This is a genomic window from Clostridium sp. C105KSO13, assembly GCF_001517425.1.
In the GTDB taxonomy this organism is placed as follows: domain Bacteria; phylum Bacillota; class Clostridia; order Lachnospirales; family Lachnospiraceae; genus Muricomes.
On record NZ_FBWL01000127.1, the window covers coordinates 1 to 14625 of the forward strand.

Annotated in this window: 14 protein-coding genes, 1 pseudogene and 1 CRISPR repeat array; all 15 genes and pseudogenes read right to left on the reverse strand. The window is 39.9% G+C overall.

Annotation, left to right across the window (positions count from 1 at the left end):
* Positions 1-129 precede the first annotated feature (129 nt).
* Positions 130-633: a CRISPR direct-repeat array (repeat unit 33 nt; unit sequence GTTTCAATCCACTTCCTCCAAGCGGAGGAAGAC).
* A 169-nt stretch (positions 634-802) separates the two neighbouring features.
* Entirely contained in the window at positions 803-1093 is a 291-nt protein-coding gene (gene cas2 / locus BN3456_RS01395) for a CRISPR-associated endonuclease Cas2 (RefSeq protein ID WP_089982272.1), read from the reverse strand.
* A gap of 8 nt (positions 1094-1101) precedes the next feature.
* Positions 1102-2133, reverse strand: coding sequence for a type I-C CRISPR-associated endonuclease Cas1c (gene cas1c / locus BN3456_RS01400; protein WP_089982250.1), 1032 nt, complete (start codon positions 2131-2133; stop codon positions 1102-1104).
* Positions 2130-2798 carry a CRISPR-associated protein Cas4 gene (gene cas4, locus BN3456_RS01405; RefSeq protein WP_089982252.1) on the reverse strand — a complete coding sequence of 223 codons (669 nt, stop codon included), beginning with the start codon at positions 2796-2798 and terminating at the stop codon, positions 2130-2132. Before cas4 ends, cas1c begins: the two co-directional genes overlap by 4 nt.
* Positions 2785-3642 carry a type I-C CRISPR-associated protein Cas7/Csd2 gene (cas7c, locus tag BN3456_RS01410; protein WP_089982253.1) on the reverse strand — a complete coding sequence of 286 codons (858 nt, stop codon included), beginning with the start codon at positions 3640-3642 and terminating at the stop codon, positions 2785-2787. Before cas7c ends, cas4 begins: the two co-directional genes overlap by 14 nt.
* A complete protein-coding gene (cas8c, locus tag BN3456_RS01415) occupies positions 3635-5671 on the reverse strand; it encodes a type I-C CRISPR-associated protein Cas8c/Csd1 (RefSeq protein ID WP_089982255.1) in 2037 nt (678 codons plus the stop codon). The genes cas7c and cas8c overlap by 8 nt, the downstream gene beginning before the upstream one ends.
* Positions 5668-6402: a type I-C CRISPR-associated protein Cas5c gene (cas5c, locus tag BN3456_RS01420; RefSeq protein ID WP_089982257.1), complete on the reverse strand. Its 735-nt coding sequence runs from the start codon at positions 6400-6402 to the stop codon at positions 5668-5670. The genes cas8c and cas5c overlap by 4 nt, the downstream gene beginning before the upstream one ends.
* 16 nt (positions 6403-6418) lie before the next feature.
* On the reverse strand, positions 6419-8842 hold the full coding sequence (locus tag BN3456_RS01425) for a CRISPR-associated helicase/endonuclease Cas3 (RefSeq protein WP_089982258.1): 2424 nt from the start codon (positions 8840-8842) through the stop codon (positions 6419-6421).
* A 702-nt stretch (positions 8843-9544) separates the two neighbouring features.
* Positions 9545-9919 (reverse strand): annotated as a pseudogene (locus BN3456_RS01430) (desulfoferrodoxin family protein); the annotation flags it as partial.
* Between the two features lie 164 nt (positions 9920-10083).
* Complete coding sequence (locus tag BN3456_RS01435) at positions 10084-10614, reverse strand: GNAT family N-acetyltransferase (RefSeq protein WP_089982261.1); 531 nt, start codon at positions 10612-10614, stop codon at positions 10084-10086.
* 14 nt (positions 10615-10628) lie between these two features.
* Positions 10629-11183 carry a DUF1697 domain-containing protein gene (locus BN3456_RS01440; protein WP_089982263.1) on the reverse strand — a complete coding sequence of 185 codons (555 nt, stop codon included), beginning with the start codon at positions 11181-11183 and terminating at the stop codon, positions 10629-10631.
* Between the two features lie 5 nt (positions 11184-11188).
* Complete coding sequence (msrB, locus tag BN3456_RS01445) at positions 11189-12151, reverse strand: peptide-methionine (R)-S-oxide reductase MsrB (RefSeq protein ID WP_089982264.1); 963 nt, start codon at positions 12149-12151, stop codon at positions 11189-11191.
* 29 nt (positions 12152-12180) lie between these two features.
* On the reverse strand, positions 12181-12552 hold the full coding sequence (locus BN3456_RS01450) for a DUF4180 domain-containing protein (protein WP_089982265.1): 372 nt from the start codon (positions 12550-12552) through the stop codon (positions 12181-12183).
* A 112-nt stretch (positions 12553-12664) separates the two neighbouring features.
* On the reverse strand, positions 12665-13309 hold the full coding sequence (locus BN3456_RS01455) for an ABC-2 transporter permease (protein WP_089982267.1): 645 nt from the start codon (positions 13307-13309) through the stop codon (positions 12665-12667).
* Positions 13299-14045: an ABC transporter ATP-binding protein gene (locus BN3456_RS01460; protein ID WP_089982268.1), complete on the reverse strand. Its 747-nt coding sequence runs from the start codon at positions 14043-14045 to the stop codon at positions 13299-13301. Before BN3456_RS01460 ends, BN3456_RS01455 begins: the two co-directional genes overlap by 11 nt.
* Complete coding sequence (locus BN3456_RS01465) at positions 14042-14503, reverse strand: helix-turn-helix domain-containing protein (protein WP_089982270.1); 462 nt, start codon at positions 14501-14503, stop codon at positions 14042-14044. The genes BN3456_RS01460 and BN3456_RS01465 overlap by 4 nt, the downstream gene beginning before the upstream one ends.
* Between the last annotated feature and the right edge of the window lie 122 nt (positions 14504-14625).

Sequence of the window (14625 nt, forward strand, 5' to 3'; positions counted from 1 at the left end):
TGTACCCAAACATCACTATTTTCATACTTGATATAGAAAAATATCCATTACTATGGCTCATTCACCTGAGATATATAACAAAAAATCCTTTATTTTAAAGGAAAAAGACTTGACTAAATAGGGAGGTATGTTTCAATCCACTTCCTCCAAGCGGAGGAAGACGGTGCTATCAGTACATACTAGGAGAGGTTGTTATGTTTCAATCCACTTCCTCCAAGCGGAGGAAGACCCCGCCGTACTGTACATATTTTCGCACGGCAAAACGTTTCAATCCACTTCCTCCAAGCGGAGGAAGACTAACAGTACTGTGCTGGCCTGAGGGTAATAATCTGTTTCAATCCACTTCCTCCAAGCGGAGGAAGACTTCTGCCGGACAGAACGGACTATTATTACGCAGACGTTTCAATCCACTTCCTCCAAGCGGAGGAAGACGCGGCGTGTTTAAGGGATGGTTTTCCATATAACAGGTTTCAATCCACTTCCTCCAAGCGGAGGAAGACGAAAGAGAGTCTAAAAGACCACCTCCGCAATAAGTTTCAATCCACTTCCTCCAAGCGGAGGAAGACGCAATACAGTGCCACCAGTTTTTAACACCATGACGTTTCAATCCACTTCCTCCAAGCGGAGGAAGACGGCAATTTTATACACATTCTCTACTTTCCTTGCGTATAGATATGTGCAAACCACACTATATTTTAACTCGTTCTATATTTTTTGATACGATATTTATTGTTTTATATAAGAAAGTGGCTCATTTTTCAGTGCGAATCCCCCGCTCTTTCATGTGCACTTCCTATTCGCACTAAAATATAAGAGGCTCTGTTACGTCAAAACCTGGATTCACTCCTATATGCTCGATTTTAGTTTTATAGTGATCCCCCAAATAATAAAGGCGTAGACTATCCACATTCTTATCAATAATATCTTCCAAGATTGCTTTCACCTGTCGGCATTTGGACGCATTCAAGTTGCATTCAAAGACTGAATTCTGAACTCGCTGTCCATAATTTACACATTGCTTTGCTACTTTCCGGAGCCGCTTTTTCCCTGCAGCTGTTTCTGTATTCACATCATAAGTTATCAACACAAGCACTTCATCACCTACTTCCAAAGAAAGGGAGGATATTCGTCCAAATCGCCTCGTATATGTCTGGCCAGAAGCATTGCCTGAGCGTGTGGAACAATACCCCATTCTATTTTTTCCCCAAGAAAAGGATGTGTAATTGTCTCTTTTTTCTTATTCTGCCACTGGGCAAGGAATATTTTTCTGGTATCATCATCCATGATTACCGCTCCGCTCTCCTTTTTTAGAAAACCACTATCATCTATTATTCTTTTATTTATCATAGTAAGAACAAATCGATCTGCCATTACCCCTCTGAGCTCCTCCATCATGTCCAAAGCCAATGATACTCTTCCCGGTCTGTCAGTGTGAAAGAACCCTACATATGGGTCTAAGCCAACCGTTTCTAATGCTGAAGCACACATCCCAGCTAATAATGAATAGGCAAAAGAAAGCATTGCATTCACACTGTCCAATGGTGGCCTGCGGTTACGTCCCTGAAAATGAAATTTGTCCTTTTGCTGCAAGATCAGATCATCAAATACCGAGAAATATACAGAGGCTCCTTCGCCTTCAATTCCCAGAAGGTTTCCCGAATCCTTGCAAGTTCGCACGTCCTTTAGTCTTTCCCCAAGAAATGCTGATTTTTCTTTTATTTTATTCGTATCTAATCTCATAGGATAATCCCTTGCTGCTCTTTCCAAAATCCATCTGGAATTATACAACTTTCCTGTAATGCAGTTTCTAGCCACTTCTATACTTTTTTCTTTATTTTCACTCATCTGGTATTGTTGCTTACGCAGGGTCACATTCCCCCGGACCTCTCCAGATATCCTAGCAAGAAATCGCCCATTCCCAGACATAAAGGTAAGACCAATGTTTCTTTGTGCACAAGCTCCCATGAGAGCCGGGCTTGCCCCAGTATAGCCAAAGGTAACTATTCCCTCCAAATTGTGCAACGGCACACGTCCTATTTCTTCCTGTCCTTCCAAGATCACCACATTTTCACCATCGAGAGATAAATATCGGTTTGTGGAAGTTATATATAACGTATTTAATAATTTTTTCAACTCTCCTCTTCCGATAACACTTTACTGATATAAGCAGACGCCGATTTATTTATCCCCAAAGCAGGTAGGCAGATATCTTTCAAAGAGCAGGCATTACATGCTTTTGTTCGTCTAACTCTAGGAGTGTATCTTCTTTCATAATATTGATGCATCTCTTGAAACACATCCTTTGTCTTTTGTCTGATTGAAGAATCAAATTCAACCTTCTTACGACGCCGGGTTTCTCCATAGAACAGATAACCATAAGGAATCCGACAGCAAAGCATCTCTTCCAGGCAAAGTACCTGGGCTGTTAACTGCAGAATATCAATATCATTTTGTTTTGGTGATCCTCGTTTATATTCTATAGGAACCACCTCAAAGTGTCCTTCTCTTCCGGTTAAATTAATCCCCTTTTCTGTTTTGTGGAATTCAACAATATCACATTCACCACTGATTCCCAGTTCCCGAGAATATATTGGCATTGCACGGCTAATAATTAGGTCTCCCCTTTTCTCAGCACTGGACACATCATGTGCTTTTTCATGTAAAAGCTTCCCCTCAACAGTACGAACATTTTCACTCCACTGCAATTCTATGTAAGCAAGTGCCCACTGACGGCGGCAAAATGCAAAATGCTGGATACCAGATAATTGCAGATACTCATCTTCATTATACAAAATCATACACCTCTGGATCTACGCAGTCCAATTTTTCTAATTGAATTGAATAATCATAAAATGATTTTGGTCTGTCTTCTAATGGTTCAATCTTAATGCTTCTATGAACCTTTGCCGTAGACACTGAAGGTGTTTTCTCTTCGTGCTGCCACCAGTACAGACGACATACCTCCATGCTTCCTTCGGGCCTGGCGGATGATGCATCATTGTCAAATAAAGTTTTCAGTGCCTCTTTCAAAAACTCTGCATCCTCTTGAGAAAATCCTGTCTTCTCTGCCAATTGAACATTGACGCTTCCCTTTATCAGGTATACTCCGAAGCCAATACGATGTTTCGTTCCCATGGTATCCGATGCCTTACTGTCCTTGCCGGCCTCACTATTTACACTCTTCGTAATCTGCATGCTGATAATGTCCACAGGTGACTGGCTGACTGCCTGATGTATAGAAACTGGTCCTCTTATCCCCAATGAGACGTCTTCTCCCTTAAATGCAAATACCTGACCAAACGCACGCACGTCCAGCCACTCCCTACATGCAATCTCACTACATAGTTCACGATTTGCTTTTTTCTTCTTCTTTATCTCATTGTTCAATTCCTCACATCCGTCGGCTCTTTCCTTCAAGCTCCTATACCCATCATCTGTGCGGTCGTCAGACTGTACAAAGATTTTCTGTCCTAAATCTTGAAAACGATTACGGATCTTTCGTTTTATACACACATCAGATATTTCACCATAGCCCTCATAATCTTCCCGTGGGCGGTTTCCATTCAGTGGATCTCCATTTGGATTAGCGTTTGTCGCAGAAACAATTAATGCAAAATCGATTTTCCCTTTTAAATTAGTCATTGACTTTTACCCCCTCTTCATTTTCCTTTTTGTATCTAAATTTGTATGACTGGCTATGATATCCCAATAAATATAATCCCTCTAATCTATCATTATCTGCAAAGTCTTTCACATCAAACTGATTGTAAATCTCATCCAAAATTTTATTATAGGCATTGCGTTCCGGCAATTCTAATTTCTGGAGATACGGCTGGATTTTCTCCTCCAGCACTTTCCAAGTCTGATAAGGATGTTGTGAAAATGCATTCATACATCTTCTTGCATTCGTCACTCGCTTTCCATCTTCATCCCTGTCAAATGTACGGTATTCTATCCTATCTGCTACTGCTAAGAGCATACCATACAAATAATCCCTGTTTCCGCTTAATTCATCATTTTCCAATTTCCATACCTCCCTTTCATTCTCTTGTTTCTGCTTTTTTACAAATGAGCACGCAATTGATAATACCCGTTCCCAATTATAACGATTTTCAAAGGATACCGGAGAAGATGCTCTTCTAACAGCTTGGTTCACCATGTCTCCCGGTATTTTTGCCCTCTCAGAAATGCAGGGCAAAAGTCTTTTACAGACCTCCGCATACATCCTGGATCTTCCGCTAAGCGTAAGTATACCACCTTGTTCCGTCCCATATAATGCTTCTGCGATATCTTTAATTCCCGCCATACCAATGTAAGTGTAGTGATGTCCTTCTTTATACTTGGACTGCAGCCATTCACAGCTATCATGCCAATATTGAATATTGCCTATATAACGATTGGATGCAAACTTTTTATATTCTGTCATAGCAAGCCGCCCTGTAGTTGCGGCGTCAAAGGAAAGTAACTGGACTTCTGAATCGGAAGACAAATTTTTACCGTAGCCTTGCATGGCAGCCCGAAATCTGGAGGCTACCCCTTCGCCTGTTCCCCGATATTTGCTCACTTCTTCGATAACTTCTTCATCACCCCAGCCTTCATCACTATTGTCTGAATGACCTGTCTCCTCAATGATATTCGCCTCAACAAATTCTTTTTCATATTTGTCACAGACTGTATCTGTATCTGCGCTCCACTCTGGTATTTTATTCATATCTGATTCCCAGATTACAATACATAAGCCGTCCCAGTTGTATCCCTGCCGTCTGATAATCCATTTCAGAGCATTATGAGCTTTCTGGGAGGTCTCATATCCGATTGCAAAGGCTTCCGTCTTATCTGCAAACCGCCCTCTAAAGGTAAAGTTACTCTCATCATTCGAAGAAATCAGTTTCGCCCCATCCCCTTCATTTCTTATCTTCTTTGGCTGAAGATATGACACTGGTACTTTATCGCCAGTAAGATAACATATATCAACTTCAATTAAAACAGAACGACAATACTGAATATAACTTTCCTGCAGCGTCCTATCCAGCCAGCATTCAGACCATGAGCTTCCTGATGCATCATTTAGATTATCCTGATTTACATTTATTTCTCCTATAACTCCAAACCTTACAAATGCGTCAGCCTGATTAACACCCTGTATCTTTTCCTTCTCTGCCAACTTGTTATCCTGCCCTAAAATTAATATTCCATGCTGAACTAAGTCAGCTATAAGGCACCCTTTGCTCAGGTACAGATAAATTGCATTCACTTTTTTATGTGTATATTCCGACAAGTGCCAAGCTTTGAGACCTTCCATGTATAACTGATGATTCTTAGAAAAATCTTTTTTATCACTATTACTGTACTCCATATAATCCCCTGCAAGATATTTCAAATTATCGCACAATGGATGGGCCTCAATTCCTGCTGTCCGGCTTCCTGACGTTTCTGTAACAGGTATGATGGTCAATTTATCTTCGTTTGACACCTTTTCCGCACCTAAAAAGTTTCCCTTTTCATCAATATCCACTGTAATTTGTGAGGCCACCGTTGTATGAAACACCGGTAAAAGAACAAGAGGGATATGTTCATCACCTTTCTTACTTTTGCGAGTCATATATTCTACTTTTCCGACCCGGGCTGCATTCTTATCATACAAGTCACACAATTCCGTAATCCAGTTCACACTCTCTCTGCCTCCTCCCCATCAAATTCCTGCAGTCCTGTAAAATTATCCTCTCCAAAAGGCTTTATTGTCATCTCCCTGATATGTCTTTTTTTTCTACATTCTTCTGGGCGGATATACTCTATGATTCCCTTTGTCATAACTGGATACCAAAACCGCACTGTCATCATCCCTAAATCTTCCGGTAACACTGCCTCATCAGCATACGTAATTCCATGATACATGAATCCGTAAGCGATTTCCCCCTCCTGACTGTCATAATATCCTTCCTCTTTTCCGAATTCGCAAGGAGTTACATACCCCTGGCATTCCCTTGTTCCGAGAAAAATATCTCTTCTCCCCCCTCTTTCTATCATACGTTTTGCAATATTATGATGTTTGTTCTCATTACGATCCTCTGAAAGTTTGGTTCTGTTTTCATTCCATTCAAAATGTGCTCTCACCTGATAGCTTACATCCTTCAGATAAGTATAATAGGCCAAGTCATTACCCCCATTATAATTAATAGGCCGTATTCCTTTTGTTTCTGTCTGGATAGGATTCATTACCCTCACTGAATCAATTACCCAAATAATTGTTGGTTTCCAGTAAATGCTCTGAAGGATACCTTTCAGAGCTTCATAAGTTGGCACATGATAAGAACATTTCTCTCCCCCGACCCTAGTTACCGGGTCAGAAAATAGTGCAAGCCTCCCTTCTACTTGAAACTCTACTGTGTTTCGATACTTCAATTTTTCCACCTCTTTCTTAATAGTTCATAAATTCCATTCCCTCTGGTTCTTCGGAAACACCGGTTTCTTTGCTGTAATAATTTTCACTGAGTACTTGGATCGCTCCTTCACAAATAGACTTCACAGCATTTCCAAGCTTCTGACGCATTTGCTCTGAAATTCCCACCGTATACGGCTGCAGTTTCCGCAGGGCCTGCTTCCTTTCCGATATTGTAGAATATCTGCTTTCCAATATATCAATCTGTCTGCCCGCCTCATTATTATACCTCACAACAATATCTATTTTCCCGTCTTCAGGAATCACCTCAAATAAATCACCTGCCGTCTTAAAAGCCTGTCTCAAAACAAATTTTTTTCTCCGTTCCTGCTCTATCTTCGTACAATCATTCCATATTTTTCTATTAGAAGAAAGTAAGTCCAGCAAAGTAACAGGGAGCCCATTCACAGATTCTAAATACTCCATCTCCGGAATCCTTTCTCTCAGGTAAAGCTCATAATATAATTTAATTGCTTTTTCCGATACCAAATCATTTTCAAAATTTTCAGGAAACATTTTGAACTGGTAAAGTACCTTTCGCATACTTCCCTGCGCCTTACGAATGTCTACAAGCTTGTCCACATTTTCCGCCTCTGCGGACATCTGCACGATATACACATATCCCATATCTGATTTTCCATTTCTGTTGCATCGCCCGGCTGCCTGTATAATACTGTCAAGCCCCGCCAAGGACCGTATCACACAATCAAACGAAATATCCACCCCAGCCTCGATTAATTGAGTGCTGATACAAATCAGTCTTTTCTCTGCTTTAAGGCTCTCACTTATTTCATCTAATATCTCTTTCCTATTCTCTGCGCACATATTTGTACTTAAATGAAATAATAGGCAATCTGTTTCCTTACACTGTGTTTTTAATTCTTTGTATATCTTTTCCGCACAACGTTTTGTATTAACAACTACAAGAATCTGAGAGGCTTGCTCATTTCTTTCCCACACAAAATCCCGCAAATCTTCTGTAGAAAATCCTGTGTTAGATTTGTCCGTGGCATCAATAATAGAAATTCTTCTAAATACATCAGAATACTCTCCGGGAGCTCCTGCCATGTCTATAGGGGACAGCATCCTGTTCTCATCCAGCTTATCAAATAGAGGCTGAGTTGCAGAACAAAGAACAACTGATGAATTTCCCAACTCAGATAAGAAATTTACAGCTAGGTTATACATTTTCATAATTCTTACAGGAAGCGCCTGAACTTCATCAAATATAATAACGCTGTTAAGGATACTGTACATTCTTCTAATGTTCCCATTTCCTCTGGCAAATAAAGTATTTAGAAACTGCACTGCTGTAGTAACAATAATCGGCGAACTCCAATTTTCCGTCAGCATTTCATATTGCTTCCGCTCTTCTTCCTCTTCATGTATAATATTGCAATGGTGCTCAAGAACAATGTTGGAGTCTCCTACTGCCTTTCTAATTTCTTCCGCATTTTGGTCTATAATGCTCTGATAGGGTGCCACGTAAATAATATGTCTTTTGTGATATTTTTTTGCATGATATAGTGCAAATCTCAAACTGCTGAGTGTCTTTCCTGCCCCTGTAGGTACTGTCAGACGATAAAGTCTCCCTGCACTTTTTCCGGCCTCCATACACCTATGGGAAATTTCCTTGCGATACTTGTCCAACCTGGAGGTCGTTTTAAAACCTTTCAGATATTCCTCTAAATGTACAATGCTTTTACTCCACACTTTTTGTATATCTTCATCTGTTTTTGGTATAGGCAATGCCTTATTCTGCATAAAGCATGCTGTATCAGTTCTATCGGCGTCAATCAGTAGGGATAATAAAGTTCTTTCATACATACCAAGATAAAAATCCCTATTTCCATATAAATTCCCTTTCTTGTTATTCTTGAGCATAAAGTTCTTTATTCTATCTAGGATTTCTATTAAATTACATTTTGCTTCCTCACATTTATTTCGCAATAGATTTTCATCAACAAATTGATAATATACAGCCTCTACATTTTCAGTGTTTTCTTTCTTATTGAGCCGTTCTTCTATAAAAATTGTACCTTTACTTAAGGAAACACAATCGTTTAAACCATGATGAGAGTATATAGCCAGCTGAACCATTTGAGAGAGATTGGTTTTCGGAAAAATCTGATTAATGATATATCCACCTGCAGAGGAATGGTCTTCTTCTCCTTTGCGCACAATTTCATGATTTATTGCCCGTTTTATATAATTCTGAAAGCCTTCTCTATATTTGCCCGCATCGTGGAGGATACCACAGATCCAGGCAAGAGAAGATAAATTTAACAAGGGTGAACTAGACATAGCCAGAGTGGCCACATTAAAGTTGTGAGCTGAAACTGATTGAATTCGTATAAAGTCATTGTCTTCTTCGACAAAATGTGCTATATATGAATCATCCATAATAAAGCGCCTCCATCTTATGTGTTTTAATAACTTCATAATGAGGTAACTGCTTAGGAGAGAAAACTCATTTAATAAGATTTATCTTTAAATATTCCTATTTAGAGTGTGACGGATATAAAATAGAGGGAAACAGAAATGAGTTTTCTCCCATGAACAATTACCATAACGGATTGATTTAATCTTTTCTTTTAGTTCTTCTCAAAAAGCTTTATGATTTATATAAAATATAGCACTAACTTATATATATATCAACTATTATTTTTAATTTTACAATTATACATTTTACCAAAATTATAAAATGTCTATACCAGGATAAATTCCAAGGATAAAAATTATTGAAATATATTTAATTGTATGATAATGTACAGAAGTCAGAGATAACATCACTCTGTGGATTGAAAGGGTAATATGTATATTTGAAACGCTGTTTTCAAATCAAACAGGGTTATTTGGCAATATAAAAATGCTAAATAACCTTGTTTAACACTCGCTACCTTTAATAGTAGGAGAATTAAAATAAAATTCGCTGGAAACAATAAGGTGGTATGGCAAAAATTCATCTCACCACTCTTACCTTGCTAGCTTTCCATCACGACAATGTTCAATGTCACCATCAAACTGTTTTTCATCCTCTTATATAAATACGCACCCTTCCGGGAATTCTGCCGAACATGCCGCCTCATTTGGAATGATGTATTCCAGATCAGTTTTCCACAATCCATGTATATTACAGTATGCATAAATGCATCCTTGCTTTACATCATCAAATTTCACAGTCGGCTGATCACCCGGCTTAAGGTATCTTACCTCTACCTTATCGTCCGTTGCAAGGGCAATCCACTCAATATAATGTTCCGGTGTCATAGGATGAAGCGTGGATCCCACGGAAACTTTTATCTTATCATCCTCGTTTTTTGTAATCTTTGGTACATGTTTTTCCTGAGCTGCATCTGTGGAGTTAGCAGATAAATTAGTCATGGGCTGCCCGCAGCAAACCATTTCTCCGCCACCCTTTTTAAGTAGAGCAACCAAATTACCACAACGTTCACAACGATAAAATTCAACATTAGACATGCATAACACTTCCTTTCTTCTGATGTACACCTCTTATGGCTGTAAATAACATACTTAAGCAAAACCATAATTTTATCTTTTTCATTGTCTTGCTAGATTTTATTATACGTTCTATTATCACAGATTGCAACCAAATTTCAGCCATTTTCAAAGATCTCACTTTATTATTCAGAAAATTCCTTGCCGTAAACCACAGTTCCTGCAACATTATCCAATGCGTCTTTTTCAAGTTCCACTGCCATAAATGCTTCATTCGGTACATCATACGGCGCTTTTATCCCCCATTTACTTGCAGGCTTAAATCCAAACCGCGGATAATATTTTTCATGTCCAAGAACAATGACTGACTTAAAGCCTAATTCTTTTGACAAATTTAAGCCATATAAAATCATTTTACTGCCAATGCCTTGATTTTGAAAACCTGGTAAAACTGAGACAGGGGCCAGCGCTAATGACGCATAATTTTTGTCCCCATTTTTAATAAGCAGCTTTGTAAACATTGCATGTCCTACAATCTTTCTATCAACTTCAGCAACAATGCTAAGTTCTGGTATGAACACATTTCCTTTTCTTAATTCAGCCACTAAAAATTGCTCGCTGTGATTACTGTGCTTTTCATTCCCGAAGGCTTTTTCTACCACTGTTTCCGTAATTTTATAGTCATCTTTAGTTTCCTGTCTTATGATGATATTCATTTTTAAATCTCTCCTCACAGGGTCTCCAGCATATCATATAGCCTGCAGACCGTTTTCCAGTTTCGTGCTGTAGCTGTGCCGAAGTTTTTTGCTATTGCCGCAGCCAGCTTCGAGTTACGTACACTTTGGCGGCACAGGAAATATAATTCTTTTGTTCCTTTCCGCAGTATATCTTCTTCCTCGTATTTCCTGCAGGCAGCATCAACCTGTGATTGCTCCGGCGGGTTATTCAGGAAATAAACATAAAGATGTTCTACATTAGGATCAGCCATTTCCGCTGCGGCCTTCTCAGTCGGTGTGATCGAGAGCTGGTCAATGAGAAAACGTATCTCATCTATATTTCGCATCATTACATCACACTGAAAGCCAAAATGTTCAGCAAAACCGGCATAAATCATATCCAGAAGAGAGATCCCATCCAGATCAGATTCAAAAACCACATTGCCGCTCTGAATATAAGTCCTGACTTTATGAAACCCCAAATTGAGAAAAAGCTGCCTTAAAGCAGCCATTTTGACAATGTTTTTTCCTCCAACGTTAATCCCTCTAAAGAAAGCCACATATTGCATATCTATTATCTCTCTTTCCGAAGCAGGCTCAGGTACTCGCCATAACCCCCTTCTTCCATTTTTTCTTTGGGGATAAATTTTAAAGCAGCACTGTTAATGCAATATCGCAGCCCACCCTGTTCAGCGGGACCGTCCTCAAATACATGCCCAAGATGTGCATCTCCATGACTGCTTCTCACCTCTGTCCGCACCATACCATGGCTTCGGTCTTTGATATTTGTGATTAATTCAGAGGTGATCGGTCTGGAAAAGCTGGGCCACCCACATCCTGATTCAAATTTATCGTCTGATAAAAACAGAGGCTCACCTGTGGTGATATCAACATAAATTCCTTCTTCAAATGTATCAAAATATTCATTTTGATACGGAGGCTCTGTTGCACTATTCTGAGTTACATTAAATTGCACCTCGTTTAAGTTTTCTTTTAACTCATCTACTGTCCTTTTTGCATATTTCCTGCTTGGATCCACTGCCCTTTGAGCCTTTTCAAATTTGGCACCTCCAATGTGACAGTATCCTCCGGGATTTTTATCCAGGTATTTCTGGTGGTATTCTTCTGCCTTGTAATAATTGAAAAGCGGTTTTACCTCCACAGCGATTTTTTCCTGATAGTTTCTTTGAAGCTTGTCTATGGAAGTTAAAATCACTGCCTCGTCTTCGGCATCTGTGAAGTAAATTCCCGTTCTGTACTGCGTGCCGGCATCGCCTCCCTGGCGGTTTATGCTGACCGGATTAATGACATCGTAATAAAGCTCCAAAATAAACGGGAGCCCTATTTTGCTGTCCTCGTATTCCACTTTTACAGCCTCGGCAAAACCGGTGTTATTACTGCAAACTTCCTCATAAGTCGGATTTTCCGTGTTGCCGTTGGCATACCCAACCTCGGTAGCCAGGATACCTGGAATGTTTTCCAGATATTTTTCTGTGCCCCAGAAGCAGCCGCCTGCCAGATATATTTCTTTTTTCACTCTTAATTACCTCCAACTTGCAAATCAAATCATGATCGGGCGTTTACCAGTTTCTCTACAGCTTCCTCTTTTGTTGGCACAAAAAAGACGTCATTTCCTCTGTTTGATTCATAAATAAAGTCCTTCAGGGGCTTGCTTGTATATTTGGAGTAATCGCCATATATAGCGACCTTCGTATGATAGCTGACGAATTTCTGTAAAATTTCACCGGCAAGTCCTGTACTCAGAACAAAAAATGTATCTTCTACATTTTTTTTGTTGATTACGATTCTATCTGCTCCTGTTTCATAATTTACCGTTGCCAGCAGATCCAGCGCAGACTGCGTGTCTGTAATTATCTTTTCACCGCCGGTAACAAGGGCAACTTTTGTGCCATTTTCTTCAATTGTAGTAAACTGCATACTCTCTGTTCTCCTCCTGTCTTTTCGGTAATCTTTACTTAAATTTACCGTACCGGCTGCACATACGTCAAGTTATTCTTTTGTGTAGGTCCCGGAATAAACAAAAAATTTTCTATAAGTCTACTTGTTCAAAATGCTTCGCAGAAACCCGGTATGCAATATTTATTCCAATTATATACACCGCTGCACCCAGAGCCAGTATAGGCAGCTGCCGTAACATGCTTTTCGGTTCAACACTGTCGAGCCAGGTAAATTCCGGAAAATGAACAACTACTTCCATGAACACTGCTGCCAGGGCTGCCGGTATAAGTGCAAGCAGAAATGCCTTTCCCGCTTTGTAGGCTGTTTTAAAAAACTGTGTTAGGAAGATTACATTGAAAATAGTATAGATCATCAGGCCAAAACCATAGTAAGCCACATTTGCCTCAATGCCTGCAGGATTGCCTTCTGGTAAAATATACGTGCGCAATATGGCAAAGGGAAGAGATATGAGCAGTTGTGTCATCTGTGCCAAGACTATGAGTATACATTTTGCTTTGACCGTATCTCTCTTTTTTACCGGCAGCAGTGCTGTGTAATAAATATCGTTTGTTTCACGACCGTACATGAAGGTAATATATACCCCAATGCAGCTAAACAGAAACACCATGCCATAGGGATATGCCGGAACAATCACCAGAACACCGAGCAATGTGAAAATATATAGATTAGGGTGTGCGGCCAGCTGCAGCTCCTTATAGAGAAGATCAAACATCATAGTTCCTCCTTTCTGTGCGTATCATAATTTCTTCTAAAGACAATCCGGCCTTTTCATCCGGTTTTTTCAGATAATTAAAATATCTTATAAATGCAGATTTCTCAGCACTTTTTAGCAGCTCTCCGGCTTTAATATAAGTGATATCATCGGCACATTTCTCCAAATCCGATGTAATATGGGTAGAAAAAAGGATGCTTCTCTCCCCGTCCCTCACAAGCTGCCGGAACAATCCCAGCAAATCGTCACGGGATACCGGGTCAAGTCCGCTGGTCGGCTCATCCAAAATAAGTAATTTTGCGTTGTGGGACAATGCGAGTGCTAACATATATTTAACCCTCATACCTGTGGACAGGTCTTTTACCCGTTTTTGTGGGTTCAGCTCAAACATCTCCATGTATTTTTGATAGGCTTTCCCATCCCAATCTGGATAAAAGCGCTTCGTGACAGCCGTGACTGTATCCAGCTTCTTTTGATCATAGAAGTCAATTTCTCCCAGAACTACTCCGATATTTTGCTTGCAGTTCTCTTCATTTTCCAGAAAGTTTTTGCCAAACATTTCGATCATCCCGCTGTCCGGGTGCACCAGATTTAACAAGGATTTTAAAGTTGTAGTTTTTCCTGCACCGTTACTGCCGATCAGACCCATGACCCTTCCCTTTGGCAGTGAAAACGTAATATTATTTAATGTAAAACCCGGATAATGTTTTGTTAGCCCTTGTACTGATAATACGTTCAACTTTTATCCTCCTTAAAAAAGCTGTCAATAGCCATGTTGTTCATACGCAGAAAGGCATTACTGTCTACTAATGCAATTCCGGCACTTGCCGGGTTGCTGTCGCCCAGCACCACCAGCGTATCGCCAGGATGAAACTTTAATGTGTCCCGTGCCTTTTTGGGCAATACAATCTGTCCCCTTTCTCCTATGGTCACGGTGCCAAAGATGTATTTGTTTTTAGGTCCTATAGGAACCCCCGCCTGTTCAGGGTCATAACGCACCAGATCGTTTAAGGATACTTCAAATAAACCAGCCAGTTCTTCACAGTTGATTATATCCGGCAAAGAATCTCCTCTTTCCCACTTCGCAACGGCCTGGCGTGTAACGCCGACTCTCTCGGCAACTTCCTCCTGAGACAAACAATTCTTGTTTCGCAGATATCGTAAATTTTCCGCAATGTTATTTTTGGGATTATTCATATTTATAATCCGCCTTTCTGCGAAAGGCACCCATGGGGTTATGAAACCCATGATCCACTTTTCGCTTTCTAATCTCTTTTCTTTTTGATATAGTTTCTTTATAAGACTGACACACTACAGAA

Bases quoted from the DNA above. Each gene is read 5' to 3' on its own strand.
- cas4 (WP_089982252.1), bottom strand. From the start codon at position 2,798: ATGATTTTGTATAATGAAGATGAGTATCTGCAATTATCTGGTATCCAG.
- cas7c (WP_089982253.1), bottom strand. From the start codon at position 3,642: ATGACTAATTTAAAAGGGAAAATCGATTTTGCATTAATTGTTTCTGCG.
- BN3456_RS01425 (WP_089982258.1), bottom strand. From the start codon at position 8,842: ATGGATGATTCATATATAGCACATTTTGTCGAAGAAGACAATGACTTT.
- BN3456_RS01435 (WP_089982261.1), bottom strand. From the start codon at position 10,614: ATGAATATCATCATAAGACAGGAAACTAAAGATGACTATAAAATTACG.
- BN3456_RS01440 (WP_089982263.1), bottom strand. From the start codon at position 11,183: ATGCAATATGTGGCTTTCTTTAGAGGGATTAACGTTGGAGGAAAAAAC.
- BN3456_RS01450 (WP_089982265.1), bottom strand. From the start codon at position 12,552: ATGCAGTTTACTACAATTGAAGAAAATGGCACAAAAGTTGCCCTTGTT.
- BN3456_RS01455 (WP_089982267.1), bottom strand. From the start codon at position 13,309: ATGATGTTTGATCTTCTCTATAAGGAGCTGCAGCTGGCCGCACACCCT.
- BN3456_RS01465 (WP_089982270.1), bottom strand. From the start codon at position 14,503: ATGAATAATCCCAAAAATAACATTGCGGAAAATTTACGATATCTGCGA.